Source organism: Halorubrum halophilum, assembly GCF_000739595.1.
GTDB classification, from domain to species: domain Archaea; phylum Halobacteriota; class Halobacteria; order Halobacteriales; family Haloferacaceae; genus Halorubrum; species Halorubrum halophilum.
In genome coordinates this window covers 1-18,363 of record NZ_BBJP01000014.1, presented here as the reverse complement: position 1 = coordinate 18,363, position 18,363 = coordinate 1, and the positions used below count along the sequence as shown (strand labels likewise).

At 69.5% G+C, this 18,363-nt stretch carries 18 protein-coding genes, 1 tRNA gene and 1 pseudogene; 5 read left to right on the top strand and 15 right to left on the bottom strand.

Going from position 1 to position 18,363, the window contains the following annotated elements; translation table 11 throughout:
• Positions 1-47 precede the first annotated feature (47 nt).
• On the top strand, positions 48-281 hold the full coding sequence (locus tag ACP96_RS05625) for a UPF0058 family protein (protein ID WP_015910243.1): 234 nt from the start codon (positions 48-50) through the stop codon (positions 279-281).
• An 86-nt stretch (positions 282-367) separates the two neighbouring features.
• Here the strand turns inward: ACP96_RS05625 and ACP96_RS05620 are convergent, their stop codons facing one another.
• Together ACP96_RS05620 and ACP96_RS05615 are read right to left on the bottom strand one after the other, a co-directional pair.
• Positions 368-799 (bottom strand): DUF555 domain-containing protein, encoded by a 432-nt coding sequence (locus ACP96_RS05620; protein ID WP_050032561.1) that lies wholly within the window; start codon positions 797-799, stop codon positions 368-370.
• A gap of 388 nt (positions 800-1,187) precedes the next feature.
• Positions 1,188-1,261 (bottom strand) — tRNA-Tyr (locus tag ACP96_RS05615).
• A 140-nt stretch (positions 1,262-1,401) separates the two neighbouring features.
• On the opposite strand from ACP96_RS05615, the gene ACP96_RS05610 reads away from it, so the two are divergent.
• On the top strand, positions 1,402-2,280 hold the full coding sequence (locus tag ACP96_RS05610) for a hypothetical protein (RefSeq protein ID WP_050032559.1): 879 nt from the start codon (positions 1,402-1,404) through the stop codon (positions 2,278-2,280).
• A 41-nt stretch (positions 2,281-2,321) separates the two neighbouring features.
• On the opposite strand, the gene ACP96_RS05605 is transcribed toward ACP96_RS05610, so the two are convergent.
• Entirely contained in the window at positions 2,322-4,022 is a 1,701-nt protein-coding gene (locus ACP96_RS05605; protein WP_050032558.1) for a S8 family serine peptidase, read from the bottom strand.
• A gap of 102 nt (positions 4,023-4,124) precedes the next feature.
• On the opposite strand from ACP96_RS05605, the gene ACP96_RS05600 reads away from it, so the two are divergent.
• Positions 4,125-4,709, top strand: a complete 585-nt coding sequence (locus ACP96_RS05600) for an NAD(P)/FAD-dependent oxidoreductase (protein ID WP_050026843.1) — start codon at positions 4,125-4,127, stop codon at positions 4,707-4,709.
• A gap of 36 nt (positions 4,710-4,745) precedes the next feature.
• Here ACP96_RS05600 and ACP96_RS05595 read toward each other — a convergent pair whose 3' ends face one another.
• The 7 genes from ACP96_RS05595 to ACP96_RS05565 all read right to left on the bottom strand — a co-directional run bounded on the left by ACP96_RS05595 (position 4,746) and on the right by ACP96_RS05565 (position 10,017).
• Positions 4,746-5,978, bottom strand: a complete 1,233-nt coding sequence (locus tag ACP96_RS05595) for an FAD-dependent oxidoreductase (protein WP_050032557.1) — start codon at positions 5,976-5,978, stop codon at positions 4,746-4,748.
• A gap of 186 nt (positions 5,979-6,164) precedes the next feature.
• On the bottom strand, positions 6,165-6,398 hold the full coding sequence (locus ACP96_RS05590) for a YgaP family membrane protein (RefSeq protein WP_050026839.1): 234 nt from the start codon (positions 6,396-6,398) through the stop codon (positions 6,165-6,167).
• A gap of 196 nt (positions 6,399-6,594) precedes the next feature.
• Positions 6,595-6,840: a hypothetical protein gene (locus ACP96_RS05585; protein ID WP_050032555.1), complete on the bottom strand. Its 246-nt coding sequence runs from the start codon at positions 6,838-6,840 to the stop codon at positions 6,595-6,597.
• A gap of 657 nt (positions 6,841-7,497) precedes the next feature.
• Positions 7,498-7,701 carry a hypothetical protein gene (locus ACP96_RS05580; protein WP_050026853.1) on the bottom strand — a complete coding sequence of 68 codons (204 nt, stop codon included), beginning with the start codon at positions 7,699-7,701 and terminating at the stop codon, positions 7,498-7,500.
• Between the two features lie 157 nt (positions 7,702-7,858).
• Positions 7,859-8,731 (bottom strand): sulfurtransferase, encoded by an 873-nt coding sequence (locus ACP96_RS05575; RefSeq protein ID WP_050026855.1) that lies wholly within the window; start codon positions 8,729-8,731, stop codon positions 7,859-7,861.
• Positions 8,732-8,847: 116 nt separating this feature from the next.
• Positions 8,848-9,273: a universal stress protein gene (locus tag ACP96_RS05570; protein ID WP_050026857.1), complete on the bottom strand. Its 426-nt coding sequence runs from the start codon at positions 9,271-9,273 to the stop codon at positions 8,848-8,850.
• 66 nt (positions 9,274-9,339) lie between these two features.
• On the bottom strand, positions 9,340-10,017 hold the full coding sequence (locus ACP96_RS05565; RefSeq protein WP_050032553.1) for an SdpI family protein: 678 nt from the start codon (positions 10,015-10,017) through the stop codon (positions 9,340-9,342).
• Between the two features lie 101 nt (positions 10,018-10,118).
• Here ACP96_RS05565 and ACP96_RS05560 point away from each other — a divergent pair, with 101 nt between their 5' ends.
• Positions 10,119-11,579, top strand: a complete 1,461-nt coding sequence (locus tag ACP96_RS05560) for a DUF6498-containing protein (RefSeq protein ID WP_050032551.1) — start codon at positions 10,119-10,121, stop codon at positions 11,577-11,579.
• 23 nt (positions 11,580-11,602) lie between these two features.
• On the opposite strand, the gene ACP96_RS05555 is transcribed toward ACP96_RS05560, so the two are convergent.
• The 3 genes from ACP96_RS05555 to ACP96_RS05545 all read right to left on the bottom strand — a co-directional run bounded on the left by ACP96_RS05555 (position 11,603) and on the right by ACP96_RS05545 (position 15,383).
• The gene (locus ACP96_RS05555) at positions 11,603-12,142 is read right to left on the bottom strand and encodes a GNAT family N-acetyltransferase (RefSeq protein ID WP_050026862.1); all 540 of its coding nucleotides are present in this window, start codon (positions 12,140-12,142) and stop codon (positions 11,603-11,605) included.
• Positions 12,139-13,431, bottom strand: a complete 1,293-nt coding sequence (locus tag ACP96_RS05550) for an ornithine cyclodeaminase (RefSeq protein WP_050026863.1) — start codon at positions 13,429-13,431, stop codon at positions 12,139-12,141. Before ACP96_RS05550 ends, ACP96_RS05555 begins: the two co-directional genes overlap by 4 nt.
• An 80-nt stretch (positions 13,432-13,511) precedes the next feature.
• Positions 13,512-15,383 (bottom strand): site-2 protease family protein, encoded by a 1,872-nt coding sequence (locus tag ACP96_RS05545; RefSeq protein ID WP_050032549.1) that lies wholly within the window; start codon positions 15,381-15,383, stop codon positions 13,512-13,514.
• A 134-nt stretch (positions 15,384-15,517) separates the two neighbouring features.
• Between ACP96_RS05545 and ACP96_RS05540 the strand changes: the two genes are divergently transcribed.
• Positions 15,518-15,757, top strand: a complete 240-nt coding sequence (locus ACP96_RS05540) for a hypothetical protein (protein WP_050023454.1) — start codon at positions 15,518-15,520, stop codon at positions 15,755-15,757.
• A gap of 24 nt (positions 15,758-15,781) precedes the next feature.
• On the opposite strand, the gene ACP96_RS05535 is transcribed toward ACP96_RS05540, so the two are convergent.
• Both ACP96_RS05535 and ACP96_RS05530 read right to left on the bottom strand, forming a co-directional pair.
• A complete protein-coding gene (locus tag ACP96_RS05535; protein WP_050032632.1) occupies positions 15,782-17,440 on the bottom strand; it encodes a methyl-accepting chemotaxis protein in 1,659 nt (552 codons plus the stop codon).
• A 159-nt stretch (positions 17,441-17,599) separates the two neighbouring features.
• A pseudogene (locus ACP96_RS05530) lies at positions 17,600-18,363 on the bottom strand (LLM class flavin-dependent oxidoreductase); the annotation flags it as partial.

The following is an 18,363-nucleotide window of genomic DNA, read 5'->3' as shown; positions in this document are numbered from 1 at the left end:
GACTCAGGATAATAATATAAACCTCCGGTAGCAAAGGACTGGTACTCATGAAGAAGCAGGAGCTTATCCACCTTCACGGCCTCCTCGCGGAAGTACGAAAGCAGTGCGAGTTCTGGGACGAGAACATCGACCTCGACGCCTACGAAGAACTCGGCGTCAAACCGACATCGATTCACAAGTCGAAGACCGACCACAAAGCCGCTGTTTTTAAGCTGACCGAGGGAATCACCGAGCCGATGGACGAGTCCGAGTCGGAGCCGCTGGCCCCGACCGCAGACTGAATCTTCGTCACCACCTGCGGACCGATCAGTACGTTTCGAGTGGCGACGCCGTCTAGAGCCGACTCTGAGTACTCCGTCGTAAAGGATCAGTTCCGCGTGTCGGTATCGTTCGCATCGTCAGTATCGTTCGCGTCGTCGGCGGCGTCGACCGCGTCGTCGTCGGTTGTGTCCTCGTCGGTGTCATCCTCGATCTGATCGACGCGGAGCACCGTCAGCGGGATGTTCCGGAGACGCTGTCCGATCTCCTTACGGGCGACGCGGCTCGCGTGCTCCTCGCGGTCGACGTTGAACACGTCCATCCGGAGTTCGAGCGCGACGAGAGCCTCGTCGGCGGCGACGAACGCCGGCGGAAGCTCCTCGCCGCCGGGCGACGTGCGGCTTCCGGTCTCGATCTCGACGTAGTTGAGGTCCGGGTTCAGCATCTCACCGGTCTTCGAGATAGCGATCCGGACCGCTTCGTCGGCAGTTTCCACGTCGTACACGGGAACGGCGGCCTCGACGACGACTCGGCAGTCCATCACGAGACCCACTACCACGCGAACCGGGATGAAAGTTCGGCCGACGCCGTGAGCGAACTCCTGACGACAGCGGAGGCGATGCACAGGGCGATTGTGGGCCGGGAGCGCGTCGACGAAGTCGTGAGCGAGCATCCAAAGGAGCTTCCTCGCCGGTCCGGGCTATGACTCGTCTTCCGTGCCCAATTCGGGTCGGTTGTCCCTCACGATCAACATCCGCTCGCTGTCGCTCACGAGCACAAAGAACCAGTCCGCCCTCCCCGAATTGAACGCCGGAAGACGGTCGCCTCGCTTCGCTCGGCGCTGCGTCTTCCGAGCCCTCGTTCGCTCCGCTCACGAGGACGGGGGACAAGTCGATCTACAGTCGCCTACGAATCGACTGGAAAGGAAGTCCGCCCTCCCCGAATTGAACGGGGGACAAGTCGATCTACAGTCGACTGCTCTACCAGGCTGAGCTAAGGGCGGTTACCGTATTCTACCCGCCGGATCCGACTTAAGGGTTATCTTTCAAACGCGGTGTGATCCGCGGTACCGCGGACGGCTCGACGCCTCACACCCCGCCCGCCGCGCGCGGTTTTTAAGTCGCTCGCGGCGGGAGCGGGGGTATGGCCGACGGCGACGATCGACAGGCGACGTTCGGGTCGGACGGGAGCTTGGAGACCGACACGACGCCGGACGCGACCGGCGAGAACGACTTCGGCGAGGAGAAGGCGGCCAACGAGACCGACGGCGGGTACAGCCGGTACGTCGTCTCCAGCCTCCTCCAGAAGGCGGTGCGCCGCTCCGACGAGGAGGTCGCCGCGTGGGCCGCGTGGGAGCTGGCCCGCTCCGGCTACGCGTGGAACCTCTGGGACCGCCTCAATCTCTACGTCGTCGAGGACCTCCGCGCGGGCAGCGACGCGGCCCTCACGATCGAGCGCTACGAGGAGCTCGCCACCGAGCGCTGGGAGCCCGCCGAGTGGAAGGGCCGGCTCTGCGCGATCCACGCCGCGCTGGCGGCCGCCCGCGCGCGCTCGACCCGGGAGGCCTCGAACGCCGACGCCTACTTCTCCGCCGTCGCCGAGGTCCGCGCGGAGGCCCGCGAGCGCGGCGAGCAGCCCGCCCACGACTTCCCCGTCGGCGACCTCGAACCGGAGGGCGAGTTCGACGCAGTCTTCGACGGCCACACCGGAGAGGGCGCGCGGCTGGACCGCGGGACGCAGTTCTTCAAGACCCACGGCGCCCGGGTCGGCCCGGAGGGCGAAGACGACCAGAGCGCGCGCTGGCAGCGCCTCGCGATGCTCCTCGACGACGGGACTGACTACTCGCCCGAGGACCTCGACCGCGCCGTCGAGCCGGTGGACTCAGAGAATCCGTGGGGCGACAGCGACGAGGGGGACGAGAGCGACTTGGACGACCAGAGCGACGCCGACGGTGATCCGGGTGGAGACACCGATGACCCCGAGTCAGATCGCCCCGGCTCGCTGTCCGACTTTTCCGGGTAACGCCCCCAGCTCGGGGATCTGGGCTCGCGGCCCTCCCGCGGTCACACTCCGCGCCGCCTCGATAGCTCCGCGGCCGCGACGAGCGCGACGACGGCCGCGACGCCGCCGAAGCCGGGTGTACCATCCTCGGTGCCGCTCTCTCCCCGCGAATCCCCGTTCGCGCCTCCACTCGCGTTCCCCTCGTCTGTCGACTCCGCCTCCGGCGGGGTCGCCGCCACCGCCGCCTCGACCGCGGACGGCGCGTCGACAACGCCGTGTCCGTACCGGTCGTCCGGCTCGGTCGCGTTCGCTGGGTGGACTGCGGTGTCGACGATCGCGGCCTGTAGGTCGGCGTCGTCGGCTCGGCCGTCGGTCGCCGCGACCGCGAGCGCCGCGATCCCGCTCACGTGCGGGGCGGCCATGCTGGTCCCCTGTCGACGGACGTAGCCGCTCCTCGTGCCCGCCTCGGCGCTGACCACGCTGACGCCGGGCGCGGACACGTCGGGGACCACGTAGTGGGCCGGCCACTCCTCGGGGTACGTCTCGAACGCCGCGGAGGCGTTGATCGGCTGGCCGCTGGAGAACTCGGCGACCGGGCGCTCCTCGTCGGTCCCGTCGACCGCGCCGACCGCGAGCGCGTCGTACACGTTTCCGGGGGCCGACGAGGTGTTCGCGCCCTCGTTGCCAGCGGCCGCGACGACGACCGCGCCGGTCGCGCGGGCGTTGCGCACGGGCCCGATGAACCCGCGGAACGTCCCGGAGGAACCGAGGCTCATCTGGAGCACGTCGGCGTCGCTCTCGGTCGTCGCGTACTGCATCGACCCGATCACGCCCGCGAACGTCGCGGTATCGTTCTCGCCGAACGCGTCCAGCGCGACCACGTCCGCCTCGGGCGCGACGCCGATATGGGTGCCCGAGGCATCCCCGCCCGCCACTGTTCCGGCGACGTGGGTGCCGTGGCCGTCGGGGTCGCTCGCGTCCGCGAGGTCCTCGCTCACGACGGTCCCGTTGTCGTCGAACGACGCCCACCCCGAGAGGTCGATGTCCCGATGCGCCGGGTCGACGCCGGTGTCGATCACCGCGACAGTGGCGCCCGCCCCGCGAGTGTCGAACCGCTCCCACGCGGTCGGGGCGTCGATAACTCGCAGGCCCGCGGTGTACGATCCGGACGGTTCGGCATCGATCTGCGGCCGTGGCGGCTGCGTCGGAGGTGCCTGCGGCGGCCGAGCCGCCGCGCCGAGCGGCTCGACTGCGACGTTCCGATGGACTCCGGTGACGTTCGCGACCGACAGCAGCGACTCCGCCGTCACCGCGTCGGCGTCGACGGCCACGAGCATCGCGTTCGCCAGCCAGAACTCGCGTTCGACGGTCACGCCGTCGCGCGAGTCGGCGAACGCCTCGAACGCCGCCTGCTCGGCGTCGGCGTGCTCGCGGAGGTCGGCGACGGCGGCGGAGCCGTTTCCGTCGGGCTCGCCGAGCGTGTCCGGGTCTTCGACCCGCGTGAACCGGACGATCACCGTCGTCGTTCCGTTCGCGTCGTCGAGGGGGGTCGCCGCGTCGCCGGCGGCGGCGGTCGCGTTGACGGCGGAACTCGTCGCGGTGAGCGAGTCGGGGGAGCCGTCGACCGCGGCGGCGGAGCCGGACAGCGCGGCGACGAGCACGAGGACGCCGACGGCGACGCAGCACAGGCGAAGCGACCGAGTGAGACGAGAGGCGGGAGCGGCGTCGGTCGCGGACGGCCCCGACGCGCGGACGGCGGTCATACTCACACCATCGGCGTCGAGCGCAAATACCTTCGGCTCGGCAGCGGCGTGTGGATAACCGCTTTCACCAGCCCTTATGACCGTGCGCTCGTTACGGCGCGTATGGTAGACGTAGCAATCGTCGGCGGCGGACCGGCAGGGCTCAGCGCGGGACTCTTCGCGAGCAAAAACGGGCTCGACACGGTCCTGTTCGACACGGACAAGACCTGGATGCACAAGGCGCACCTGTTCAACTACCTCGGAATCGGCTCGGTCGGCGGCAGCGAGTTCATGGCGACCGCCCGCCAGCAGGTCGACGACTTCGGAGTCGACCGGAAGCAGGGCGAGAAGGTAACGGCGGTGGAGGAGTCCGGCGACGGCTTCGCCGTGACCACCGAGGCGGACGAGTACGAGGCCGACTACGTGGTGCTGGCGACGGGCGCGAGCCGCGACCTCGCCGAGTCGCTCGGCTGCGAGTTCGACGGCGACCTCGTCGACGTCGGCGTCTCCATGGAGACGAGCGTCGAGGGCGCGTACGCGACCGGCGGGATGGTCCGGGCCGAGGAGTGGCAGGCGGTCATCTCGGCCGGCGACGGCGCCGCCGCCGCCCTCAACATCCTCTCGAACGAGAAGGGCGAGCACTACCACGACTTCGACGTGCCCGACACCGCGGAATCGGTGTTCGGCGGCCTGATCGACGACGAGTAGTCGGCACGGCGTCGCTTCTCCCGAGATTTTTTCTTTTCAGTCGTCGACAGCGGCGTCGACGACGCCGGCGTCGGTCGGGTTCGACCCGCCGTACCGCTCGACGAACTCGTCGAGCCGGTCGGGGTCGTCGGCGCCCGGGAGCCGCTCCGTCGCGGTCTCGCAGTCGGCGTCGACGCCCAGCCGCTCGCAGACGCGGTCGCTCGTCGCCTCGGCCATCTCCCGGTAGGTCGTCAGCTTCCCACCGACGACGGTGTGGAGGTTTGCGACGCCCTCGTCGGCGTGGTCGATCACGCTGAACCCGCGAGAGATCCCACGTCGGTCCGAGCCGGCTTCGTCGGGCGCGTAGAGGGGACGGACGCCCCACCACGTCCGGACCGTCGGCGCGTCGGCGACCGCGGGGAGCATCGCCGCGCACTCTGCGACCGACCGCTCCACCTCCCAGTCGGCGGTCTCGTACTCGTCGGGGTCGTCGACCGGGACACTCGTCGTGCCGAGCACGGCCTCCCCCTCGTGGGGGACGACGATGTCGCCGTCGTCGGGGTCGCGACACCGGTTCAACACCGGGTCGAGCCCGTCGTACTCGACGGAGATCATCACGCCGCGGCTCGGCGCCATCCCCACCTCGACGCCGGCCAACTCGGCGATCCGGTCGGCCCACGCCCCCGTGGCGTTGACGACGTGGTCCGGTTCGAGGGTCGCGCCGACGTCGCCGCCGACGCGCACCGTCGACACCGCGCCGTCTGCCCGCTCAATCGACTCGACGGGGGCGTCCGTGTGGACGGTCGCGCCGTGTCGCTCCGCGTCGGCCGCGTTGGCGGCGACTAGCCGCGAGGGGTAGATCACCCCGTCGGGCACCCGGAACGCCTCGGCGACGTCCTCGGAGAGGCCGGGGACGACCGCCCGCACCGCGTCGCCGTCGAGTCGCTCGGTCTCGATGCCTATCTCCTCGCAGGCGTCGATCTTCGCCTCGAAGTAGTCCGGGTCGTCGTCCGAGAGCCGGACGAACAGACCGCCCGTCTCGCGGACGCACGCGCCGGCGATATCCCGGAGCGTCCGGTTCTCGCGGAGACACTCCTCGGCGCCGGGCGCGTCGGCCTCGGCGTACCGGGCCCCGCTGTGGAGCAGGCCGTGCGAGCGCCCGGAGGTGCCGCTCGCGAGTCCGCCGCGGTCGACGAGGGTCACGTCGACGCCGCGGAGCGCGAGGTCGCGGGCGATCCCGGTCCCGGTCGCGCCCCCGCCGATCACGAGGACGGTCGGAGCGTCGCTCACGGGCGGTGACCCCCGTCGGCGCCGCCGTGGATACGCTCGCACGAGGGAGACATCGATCCGTTTCGAAGGCTCATGCTACGCGTTACGACTAGCCACACTTGAGGCTGCTGCCGGCGGAGATCCGATAATCGCCGAGAACGTCCGTGTTGGCTCGCTACACGAGTGTTTCGGGATCCGTCGGGACCCCTACCGCGACCCGCCCGCCGACGCCGGACAGGTATCGACGCCGAGCAGGGCGTAGAGCCCGCAGGTGCCGGTCGCGGCGGTTCCGAGCATGAGGAGCGCGGCGATTCCGAACACGGGCGCAGCGAGCTCCGGGAGCGGAACCACGCCACCGAGCGTCCCGAGCGAAACGATCCCGAGGACCGCGCCGAAAGCCGTTCTGACGCGCTTATCAGTCGTACCGACGTTCTTTTGCATACTTTACAATAGTATACACAACCATAAAGACGTTTGCACGGCTGCGAATCGTCGACGCTGAGGCGCCCCGTTTGCGAAAATGGTTGTCACAGACGAGGTCGACGCGCTCGGCGACAAGCGGGCCGGCGGATCCCCCGCAACCGGCCCGTCCCGCGCCGTCGAACCTTTTAAAGGCGTGTTACTCGGCGGACCGCGCTCAGGACGCGGTTGCAACGCGCTCTCCTCGGACCAAGACGTAGATGAGAATACCGAGTAGGCCGGGGACCAGACCGAGGAAAAACAGGAACGCGATGCCGACTCCCCATTGCCACGCCCAGTCGCTCCCGCGGGATTTTGCGTCCCGGTAGACCCATCGGCCGATGAGCCCAAAGACGACGATCAGTATCAGGAGAATTAGCAGCAACTCGGGGCCGGCGGGGACTTGTAACGGAAGCGGAGCCATGGATCGAGCGGTCTTTCGGGACCGGTATAGCGTTTTTGGACGTTCTCGAAATCCTCAGCGTTGACATCGAGAAGGGCGGCTCTGTCGAAATTCTCAACGGGCGATCTATCGAGACCAGATCGCGGTCAGTACGGGAACAGTGACGATCGATGGCGGGAGTGGGTGTTGCAGATCGGTGGTGGCGATCCAGCATTTAAAAGGCCACGAGTGACAGCGACGATCGCTTATAAATGAACGAGGCGGTGGCGCGCCCCGGTGAGCGGCCCTCTGGGCCGCTCACCGACGGTGCGAGGGAGTCGGTGGTCCGGAGCGAAGCGGAGGACCACCGACGAGGCTGGGGAGGCGTGAGGCGCTGTGCGGTTGCGGGCGGGACTCAAAGGGGCAGCCGACGAGGCGGGCGCAGGCGACGCAAGCACCGCAGAGAGCGAGCACTGCGAGCGACCGAGGAGCGCAGCGAGCGTGCGCCCGCCTCGTCGGCTGGGGCTTTGGAGGTGTTCACCGCCGACCCACCATCAACCACTTATAAACAGCCGACAGCAACACTACTCGATCGCTTATAAACAACCTCACTCCCAACGTGCTATACCCACTCCCACTATCGATCAAGATCGCAGCCCCGGTCGATCGTACGTCGCTACCGCTGACGGACTCTTGGCGTCACTCCTCGGAGAGGAATAGCCTGTCGATGGCCAGCATACACGTCAAAAAGGCGAGGACGAATACGACGGTGGCCACGATCGCCCCGGGAATGCCTCCGAGGCCGACCGCGGGGACGACGAGTACCGCGGCGGTGCTGGCGATTCCGAACGAGACGACCAGGAAGCCGAGATTCTCGTTCCAAGTCGGTTCTCTGTCCAGCATGCGTTCTCGACTCGCGTAACCGATGCGGACGCGTCGTTGTAGCGCTGTCGAAACTCTCATCGACCGGTCGCTTCGAACAGAAGCGCGCCTATCGAGTAGGCATTCAAAGCGCCGACTATTCAAAAATCCGTGGATGCGGTCGCAGCCGCGAACCTCCTTACTCGCCCGTCTCGATCGGCGCGCCGACGAGATTGCCCCACTCGGTCCACGAGCCGTCGTAGTTGCGAACGTCGTCGTAGCCGAGCAGTTCGTGCAGGAGGAACCACTCGATCGACGAGCGCTCGCCGACGCGGCAGTAGGTGATCGTCGACTCGTTGCCGTCGACGCCGGCGTCAGCGTACAGCTCGCGGAGCTCCTCTCTGCTCTTGAACGTGCCGTCCTCGTTCAGGGTGGTGCCGATCGGGACGCTGCTCGCACCGGGGATGTGGCCGCCGCGCTGGGCGGTCTCCATGAGTCCCTCGGGCGCGATGACCTCGCCGGAGAACTCCTCGGGGGAGCGAACGTCGACCATCGGGAGTCCGTCCTCGATCGCGTTGTCGATGTCGTCCTTGTACGCGCGGACGCTCTCGAAGGGTCCGCGGGCCTCGTACTCGCGCGGCGTGAAGTCGGGCTCCTCGGTGGAGAGCGGGTAGTCGTTCTCGACCCAGTACCCCTTCCCGCCGTCGATCACGCGTACGTCGTCGTGACCGTAGTACTTGTAGATCCAGTAGCCGAACAGCGCGAACCAGTTCGGGACGCGCCCGCCGCCGTACACCACGACCGTCGTGTCGGCCTCGATCCCGCCCTCGCCGTTTCGCTCGGCGAACTTCTCCTTCGAGACGATGTCGCGCTCCGTCTTGTCGGTGAAGACCTCATCCCACTCGAAGTTCAGCGCGCCGGGGATGTGGCCCTCCTCGTAGGGCGTGTAGTCCGACTCGTCGGTGACGGTCGGGTTGTTGATCTCGACGAGCCGGTACGCCGGGTCGTCGCTTTCGAACTTCTCGAGATTCTCTTCCACCCAGTCCGCCGTGACGAGTGAGTCTTCAGGCATCACGTCGTGTTACACCCCCGACCGGTTTTGAACCCCCGGTAATGGTGGTCCTTGCCGTCGTCTCGGACGCGCCGAAATCGGACACGCCGGGATCGATCGCGCCGGAGTCGAGCGCGCTACCGGATCACGGTGACCGGCACATCCGCCTTGTCGACCACGCTCTTCGCGACGCTGCCGACGACCTGCTCGCGCTCCTCCGAGAGCCCCCGGTGGCCGACGTAGATGGCGTCGACGGCCTGATCGGCCGCGTAGTCCGTGAGCGCGTCGGCGGGACGACCGGTGAGGAGCTGGGTCTCCACGTCGATCGGCTCGTCGCCGACCGCCTCCTCGGCGACGGTGCGAGCGTTCTCCAAGACGCCCTGGCCCGCCTCGACTGCGGCCTCCTCGCCCGGGAGGATGATCGTCCCGTCGACCAGTTCCGAGTCCGGCGTCAGCACGTGGGCGATCTCCAGCGTCTCGTAGAACGCGACCGCCTGTCGCGCGGCGTACCGGACCGCTTCGTCGCTCTCCGTCGATCCGTCGGTCGCAACGAGATAGCTCATACCCGGAGATGGCACGGGCACCCACATAACTCCTGTCCGGCGTTCTCGCCCCCTGAAGGCGGGACGCTATGACTCCGACCCCGGCCCGACCGAGCCGTCGCCGTCTTGCTCCAGCCGAGCGTACAGGACGTACGAGTACGCCGCGGTGACCAACGCGACCGTCACCACCGATACGACGAGGAGGTACACCGCGTACTCGCCGAACGCGAGCCCCGCGACGCCGACGACCGCCGCGAGCTTGAACAGCCGCCCGCCGAGCCGGTGGGTCCGGTCCCAGACCGCGTCGCTGCTGAGCGTCCACGGCGTGCGGATCCCCATGAACCAGTTGCGCTCGGTCCGCGGGAGCACGGCGCCGACGTAGTAGACGAGCAGCGAGACGGCGGCCACGAGAAGCGACGTGAACGGGAACTCGTAGCCGAGGTTGAAGGCGAGAATTCCGGCGTGGACGACGAACAGGAACGCCGTCAGGACGACGACGAACCAGTCGTAGGTCGGGCGAAACGCCGCGACGTTCTCGCGGAGCGGATCGACCCGTGGAAGCGCGGCCAGAAGCAGGACCAGTCCGGCCATCAGCGCGGGAGGTAGCCAGACGGCCGCGGTCCGCGAGAGAGTCCCGGCCGGCCGCCCCGCGGCGTCCCAGTTCGTCACCACGCGCTCAGGGAGCGAGGGCGCCGCGACCGCGCTCAGCGCGGCCGCGATCGCCACGAGGCCCGCCGCCACGGCGAGCCGATGTACGCTTCTCATACCGCCTCCTCACGCGGAGCGCGCCTAAGAACGTGTCCACGACTCGGGCCGTATTCACCGGTGCTTATCACTCCGGCCGATCGTTTCGGAAACGACGACGGATGCCCTCCATCGCTCACCGCGGCCGCCGGACCGCCTCCGGAGCCGCTGCGTTCCTCCCCGTTCTGCTCGCCAACCTGCTCCCGCTCGTCGGCGTGCTCCGCCTCGGCTGGGACCCCGCGACGCTGGCCGCGGTGTACGCGATCGAGGTCGTGCTGTCGATCCCGCTGGCGGGCGCGAAGGCGCTGTTCGCGGCCCGACCGCCCACCGAGGACCGCGAGTCGGGCGTCATCGGGATCAGGGAGACGCCGCTGGCGAGCAAACGCGGCGCGTTCCGCCCGGTCTCGTGGCTTCCCCCGGTCTACCCCCGAAACCTCCCGTTCGCGGCGGCCGTCTGCGGCGCGACCGCGTGGATCGCGCTGTTCGTCGGCGTCACGTTCTCGCAGGCGTTCGACGTGCCCGCCCTGCTCTCTCGTCCGACCGTCCTCGCGTCGGCGCTCGCGCTCCTCGCGGGGCAAGCGGTCGAGGTCGCCCGCGACTACTTCGGCCGGCGGCGGTACGCGGAGACCTCCCCGTACGCGGTCGTGGAGACTCCGACGAGGCGGGCGGCCTTCCTGCTGTTCGCCCTGTTCGGGCTCCCGCCGCTCCACGCCGCGGGCGGCGGGGTCGCCGTGCTCGCCGCCTTCGTCGCGGTCAAGCTCGTCGTCGAGTGGTCGGCGTTCCGGGCGGCTCACGGCGACGACGGGTCCGCCGGCGGTCGGCTCACCGACTGGCTCGCCGGCCCGTCCGAGTCGCCCGACGATCCGGAACCGATCGCGGTCCCCGACGCCGAACCGGACGCCCGGATCCCGGTTCACCGCCGGACCGCCGCCGCCACCGGCGTTCTGAAGACGCTCGTCGGCGTCGCCCCGATCTACGCGACCGGCTTCTTTGTCGCGTGGATCGCCGCTTTCGGGCTGTTCGTCGGCGGGGACCCCTCCGGTGCCGCCGTCCGCTGGTCCGCGGTCGGCCTCTTCGCGCTGTACCTCGGCGCGATCGCCGTGAACGCCGCCGGGTTCGCGCTCACCTACGCGCCGATCGAGTACCGGCGGTACGCCGACCGGTTGGTCGCGTACGACGCGTGGCTCGACGAACCGCAGTGGGCCGTCTCCGTCGATCGGATCCGGGGGGTGAGCGTGGTTCACACTCGGCTCCCGGACCGCGTGTTCGACGCGCGAACCGTGGAGCTGACCGCCGGCGTCGGCGAGGACGAGGCGGAGCGGTTCGTCGGCCCGGTCGCCGACGGCGAGGCGCTCGTCTCGGCGTTCGACCTCCCGATTCGAACGACCCATCTGCCGCCGATGGACCGGCGGATCGCCGCGGGCGCGGTCGGGTTCGGGCTCGCGCTCGCAGCCGGCACGATCGCGTTGATCGCCGGGCCGTGGGGCGACTCGGGGACCACCGTACGGGTCATCTTCCTGCTGCCGTTCGTCGTCTGGTCGGTGCGGCTGCTGTGGCGGCAGGCGTACAACGAGCCCGAGTAGGCGCGAGCCCGCCCTCCCGAGGGTCAGCCGTCGAGCGGTCGCGCCACCATCTCGCCCCACGACTCGAAGGCGTGTCGGTCGTAGAAGGCCTTCGCGCGCTCGTTCGCAGGGTCCACGTCGAGCACGACCCGGTCGATCGGGAGGTCCTGATCTCCGGCGAGCGCGACCGCGGCGTCCATCAACTCGTCTGCGACGCCGGTCCCGCGATGCTCCGGATCGACGTATATCTCGTTGATCACGGCGGCGTCCCAGATCATCGCGAGGCGCTCGGGGAGGACGAAGACGTAGCCGACGAGGGTCGGGCCGTCGGTGTCGCCGTCGCGGTCGCCGGGTCCTTCGCCGCCCTCCTCGACCGCGACAGTCACGCACCGCTCGTCGTCGTCGACGCAGCGGTCCACCCACGCGAGCCAGCGCTCGCGGTACTCGTCGGTGAGCTTCCCCTCGTAGGCGGCCGCCTTCCCCTCGCCGCCGGTCGACGCGCCGAGCCCGCGCTCGAAGGCGATCTTCAGCCCGTATAACGCGTCGACATCGGTCTCGGAGTCGTACGGGCGAACGTCGGTCATTCCCCGTGGGCGTGCGAGTGCGTGTCGTCCGCGTCGGCGGCGAGATTCTCCTCCTCTCCTTCCAGCACGAACTCCGCGAGCGTGGGGACGAACGTCCCGATGTCGGTGACCATCCCGACCGCCTGCGCCGAGCCGCGGTCGAGCAGTTGGGTGACGGTGGCGGGGTTGATGTCGACGCAGACGGTCTTGGTCGTCGACGGGAGGCAGTTCCCCACCGCGACCGAGTGGAGCAGGGTGGCGAGCATCAACACGATGTCGGCGTCGTGGGCCTGCTCGCGGATGGCGTCCTGCGCCTCGACCGCGTCGGTGATCGTGTCCGGGAGCGGTCCGTCGTCGCGGATCGAGCCCGCGAGCACGGTGTCCACGTCGTTTCGCACGCACTGGTACATCACGCCCTCCGTGACGATCCCGTCCTCGACGGCGGCCTCGATCCCGCCCGCCCGGATGATCTCCGAGATGGTCCAGATGTGGTGTTTGTGGCCCTTCCGCGGGTGTTCGAGCGTCTCCACGTCCATCCCGAGCGAGGTGCCGTACAGCGAGCGCTCCAGGTCGTGGGTGGCGAAGCCGTTGCCTGCCGACAGGGAGTCGACGTAGCCCGCCTCGACCAGCTCCGCGAGCGCGTCGCCCGCCCCCGAGTGGATCACGGCGGGGCCGGCGACGACCATCACGTTCCCGCCGTCTTCGGCCACCTCGCGGAGCTCCTCGGCGACCTCCCGGATCGTCGACTCCGAGGGGCGCTCGGAGGAGACGCCGCCCTGCATGAAGCCGAACGCGCCGCCGCCGTGTCGCGGGCGTTCGGGAGGCTTCACGCGGATCCCGGACTGGTCGGTGGCGACGAGGTCGCCCTCCTCGACCGCGTTGAGCACCTTCGTGTACGCTCGGGGGGTCCCGTCCGGTCCCTCGGGATCTACGATCAGCGCGCAGTCCATCTCGATCCGCTCGACCTCGATCCACTCGCCGTCGTACAGCACCTCCGTCGGGTGGTTCGTGGTAGAGTAGAAATCCGGCGGGACGACCTTGTCCGCGGGCGCCGCCACGAGCTCCACGTCCGTCGGGTCTTCGAGTACCGCGCCGTTCTGGTGGAGCTCGTGGAGGATCGCTTGGAGGGTCTCCGGGTCGTCAGCCGAGACCGCCATCCGGCAGTACGACTCCGCCTCCTCGTGGGTCCCCACGTCGAACTGCTCGACGTCGAAGGAGCCGCCGAGGTCCATCACCGCGCCGAAACAGCGCTGCATCGTCCCGCTGTCGATGATGTGGCCCTCGATCTCGACGGTGCGTGAGTGGCTCATGGGTACCCGTTTCGCCCCGCGGAGAAACCCGTTTCCCATTCGGCGAACGTCGCGGGGTCCGCTCGCCCCGCGGTTCGGGACTACAACAGCCCGAGCGCCATGAGGATCTGATTACCGAAGATCATCATGATCAGCCCGGCGAGCATGACGAGCCCGGACGAGACCGTGATCGTGCGGACCGCGGCGTGGCGGTCGGAGATGGGTGTCCGGCTCACCACCGCCTCGGCGACCATCCGGAGGATTCGGCCGCCGTCGAGCGGGAACGCCGGCAGGCAGTTGAACAGCGCGAGCTGGATGTTGATCCACCCGGTCCAGAAGAGGAGATTCGCGAGCAGGAACGTCCCGCCGCCGAGCGCGGCGAGCGACCCCTCGACCACGAAGAAGTTGGTCATCTCGCCGGTGAATCCCGCGAAGTTGAACGGGAGTCCGAACAGGCTGCCGAGCGGGAGGATGAGCGAGGCGAACACGAGCCCGAGCGGGGAGTCCGTGAGCCCGCCGAGCGCGAGCCCGTCGGTCGCGCCCTCCCCGCCGTCGCCGCCGAGCAGTTCGAGGTAGGCGCCCGCCGGGTACTCCGAGACGCCGAAGTCGTCGAGCGCGAGCCCGCTGGAGCCGGGGAAGACGCTCACCCCGACGAACCCGCCGTCGCGGTTCGGATGGGGATCGAGCTCCGTGTCGTAGGGCACGCGCTCGTCGTCGGGGCCGTACGCGACGACCTCGACCGTCTCTCCCGGCTCGCGCTCGCCGAGCACCGCGGAGAGCTCGTCGTTGTTCCGGACGCGCTCGCCGTCGATCGAGACGATCGTCAGGGGCTCGCCGAGGGGCGCGCCCGCCGCGTGGAGGGGGCCGTCCTCCTGCACGCCGAGCGCGTACGCGCCGATCGGGATCTCGGCGGTCTCGGACTCGACCGTGGCGTTGGCCGCGCCGTCGGCGTCGACGGTCACCGTCGCGCGCTCGGCGTTCCCGACGGCGTCGAGGAACTGCCCCTCGGTCGCCACGGACTCGCCGTTGACCGAGGCGATCGCCACCGGCTCCGCCTCGACGGTCACGCCGAGCGGGTTCCCGCCGGCCGAGCCGATCACCTGGAGCTCGCGCTCCACCTCGACGGTCCGCTCCGCGTCGCCGTCGTCGGCCGTGACGCTCACCGTCTCGCCGGCGTCCGCGAGGGCGGTCTCGAACTCCGCGGCGGTGTCGACGGGCGCGCCGTCGACCGCGACCAGCCGGTCGCCTCCGGCGATGCCGGCCCCCGCGGCCGGCGACTCGGGAGTCACCTCGCCGACGGCGTAGCCGGGTGCCGGCGCGATGGCGCCGACGACGGGGCCGAACAGCAGCGCGAAGACGAGCACCGTGAGGACCGTGTTCGCGGTGACGCCGGCGGCAAACATCCGGGCGCGGGCGCCCCGGGAGGCCTCCTGGGTCGCCTCCTCGTTCGGTTCGACGAAGGCGCCGATCGGGAGGAACGTGAAGAAGACGAGCCCCATCGACTCGATGTCGATCCCCTCGACGCGGCACAGCAGGCCGTGCGCGCCCTCGTGAACGACCATCGCGACCGCGAGTCCGGCGACGATCTCGGGCGCGACCGAGAGGGGGAGGAAGTCGTTCACGCCGGGGATGATCAGGAAGTTCTGCGGCTGTTGGATCGCGGAGGGCTGGGCCGTCCGGAGCGCGGACAGCGCCGACGAGAGGATGAGGACGAACGATCCCACCATCGCGACCAAGGCGCCGCCGAGCCCGAGGTTCGCGACGGCCCGCCAGAGCCGCTTCGGCGCGGCGAGCCGATTGAGGAAGACCCGGCCGCGGAGGGTTCTGAGGGTCAGTACCGGTCCCGAGACGCGGACGGACTCGGGGAGGACCCCCCGGTCCCGAAGCCACATCGCGGCCGCGGAGTACGCGAGGACCCCCGTGAGGACCCACAGCAACGTGTTCGCGGCGAACAGCTCCGTCAGGGCGTTCATGACGGACAGGTCCGTGTCGGCTGGGTGTAAGCCGTTCGGTTGTCGAAACCCGGCCGCCAATCGTGCTCCCTGATCGGTCCCGAGAGAAAGCCGCGAACTCAACATCCAAGTACCCCCTGGTCCAACTACGTTCCATGATGGCACTCATCGACTTCGTCTCCCGGCTCGTCGGCGACGTCGGCCGCTTCGTCGACATCTTCCTGAACGACCTGATCCTCGGCGCGGGCGATCCGGTGTCGGCGCTCCTCGTCGTCGTCGGTCAGGTCCTGCTCGTCGCCTCGGTGGCCGCGTTCGGCTACGCGACGATCGGCGCCCTCCTCCAAGAGATCGGCGTGACGCTCCCCTCGCTCGGCGGTCGCGGTCCGGCGGAGTAGCGCTTCAGGGCCTCAACGCTTCGCTCAGTCGTCGTCCGCGCCTGCGATCGACGCTCCGGGGCGCTCTGCCTCGGACGCGGACGCGTGATCAGTGTCGCCGTCGGGAACGTCGAACTCGTCGAGCCTCGCGAGTAGCTCGTCCGACTGGTCCGAGAGCGCGTGGACCCGCCGGGTGACCTCCGAGACCGTCGCCGTCTGTTCCTCGGCCGCGGCGGCGGCGGTCTCCGCCTCGGTCGCGGTCTGCCGGCTGACCGAGGCGATGCCGTCGACCATATCGACGACCTCCTGCGTCGTCCGCGCCTGGTCGTCTGTCGCCTCGCTTATCTCCTGGACCGTCTCGTCGACGGTCGTCACGTCCTCCACGACCTCTTCGAACTCCCGGAGCGTCGACTCGATCGTGTCGACGCCGTCAGACACCTGCGACTCCATCTCGTCCACGTCCGCGGCGGTCTCCGCGGACGCCGCCTGCACCTCGTCGATGCGCCCGGAGATCGCGGCCGCCTCCTCGCGGGTCTCCTCGGCGAGCGACTTCACCTCGTCGGCGACGACCGCGAACCCGTCGCCGGAGCCGTCTGCCCGCGCCGCCTCGATAGAGGCGTTCAACGCCAGCAGGTTCGTCTCCTCGGCGATCCCGTCGATCACGGAGGCGATCTCGTCGATCTCGCCGATCCGGTCGACGAGGTCCTCCACCGCCGTCGCCGTCTCGGCGATACTGGCTTCGAGGGCCTCCAGCTCCTCGATCGCCTCGGCCGCCTCCTCGCGGCCGGCCCGCCCTCGGTCCGCCGCGCTCCGGGCGGTCGCGGCCGCGTCGTCGGCCGACGCCGCGATCTCCTCGACGGTCGCCGAGAGCGTGCTCATCTCGCCGGAGACCGACTCCAGTTCCTCGGTCTGCTCGGCGGCGCCGTCGCTTATCTCCTGGACCGAGCGCGCGACCTCCTCGCTGGCGTCGTCGACCTCGTCCATGCTCGCGCGCACGTCGTCGCTCGCGTCCGCGACATCGCCCGTGAACGACGCGACCTCGCCGACCGTCCCGCCGAGCGTGGTCACGAGTCGGTTGTAGTTCTCGACGAGTTCCGCGTACCGGTCCCCGTCTACCGCCAGCGCGCCGTCGTCGATCGTCGCGGTCAGGTCGCCGTCTCGGGCGCGTCCCGCCGCGTCGCCGAAGGCGTCGACGAGAGACTCGAGATCGGTCGTGTACGCTTCGAGATTCGCGGCCATCTCGTCGAGCGACTCGCCGAACGCGCCCGGCACGTCCTCGTCGAGCGCGGGGTCGTCGAACTCCTGAGCCGCGAGCGCCTCGGCCTGCGCGGAGACGGTCCCGAGATAGCGCTCGACCTCGACGAACGAGTTCACGAGGCTCCCGATCTCGTCGGGCTGGTCGCTGCCGGTCAGCGCGGTGCCGGAGCCGTCTTTCGACCCGACCGCATCGATCTCCCCCGCGGCGATCGCGTCGGCGCCGGTCTCCAACTGTTTGAGAGGCGCCACGAAGTCACGGCGGACGATGAGGAGGGTGTTGTAGATCGCGACGACGGCGCCGAGAAACAGGGCGCCTGAGATCACGTAGGAGAGCGTTCCGGAGACCAGGAACTGCGTCAGGAAGATCCCGACGGTGACGAGAAACTGGATCCCGACGGCCGTGACGACCTTCCGCTCTATCGATTCGGTGATCCCGAGACGGTCCATCGTTCCCCACAGGAGGCCTTCGTACCGCCCGCGGAGACCCGGGCGCCGCTGTCGTGTCGTCGACATGCGGAGAACTCGACGGAAGCGGCTTATGAAACTCACCCCGGAGTTATCAGGCGCGATTTCCAATTCTCGGGGCGCGGGAACGGCGACGACTATTTAAAATATTCCGTCGACGGCCTCGGCCGCGAGATCGACCGCATCCTCCAGATCCGGGCCGAGCGGCGAGCCGACCACCAGCCCGTCGGCGTGTTCGGCGACGGCGGCCGCGCGTTCACGGACGGTCTCGGGGGTGCCCGCCATGCAGAACGCGTCGATCATCTCGGGAGTCACGCGCTCGAAGGCCGCGGAGAACTCGCCGGCCGAGACGCGGTCGCCGATCTCGTTGGCCGCGTCCGAGTCGATCCCGTGCCGCTCCAGGACCGGCGGCGCTGCGCCCCCGGCGATGAACGCGACCGGCGGGCGGGGGGGCCCCCCGGGGGATGAACGCGACCGGCGGGCGGGCGGCCTCGCGGGCGGCCGTCTCGTCCTCGGCGACCGACACCGCGGCGTACGCGATCAGATCGAAGTCGCCGCGGTGTTCGGGCCGATCCGCGAGTCCGTCGTCGACCTGTTCGCGGGCCCACGCGAGATCCTTCGGATGCGAACCGTTATACAGCAGGCCGTCCGCGTGCTTCGCCGCCATCCGACACATGTGCGGTCCCTCGCCGCCGACGTGAACCGGAATGTCGGCGCCCTGCGGGGGTTCGTAGTTGAGGCCGGCGCCCTCGGCGTCGAAGCTCCCCTCGTGGTTGACGCGCTCGCCGGCCCAGAGCTTCTGAGCGGTCTTGAACGCCTCTAGTACGGGGCGGAGCCCGCGCTGGTCTTCGAGCCCGAGGTTCCGGAGCGTCGAGGGGTCGCCGGGGCCGATCCCGAAGACGGCT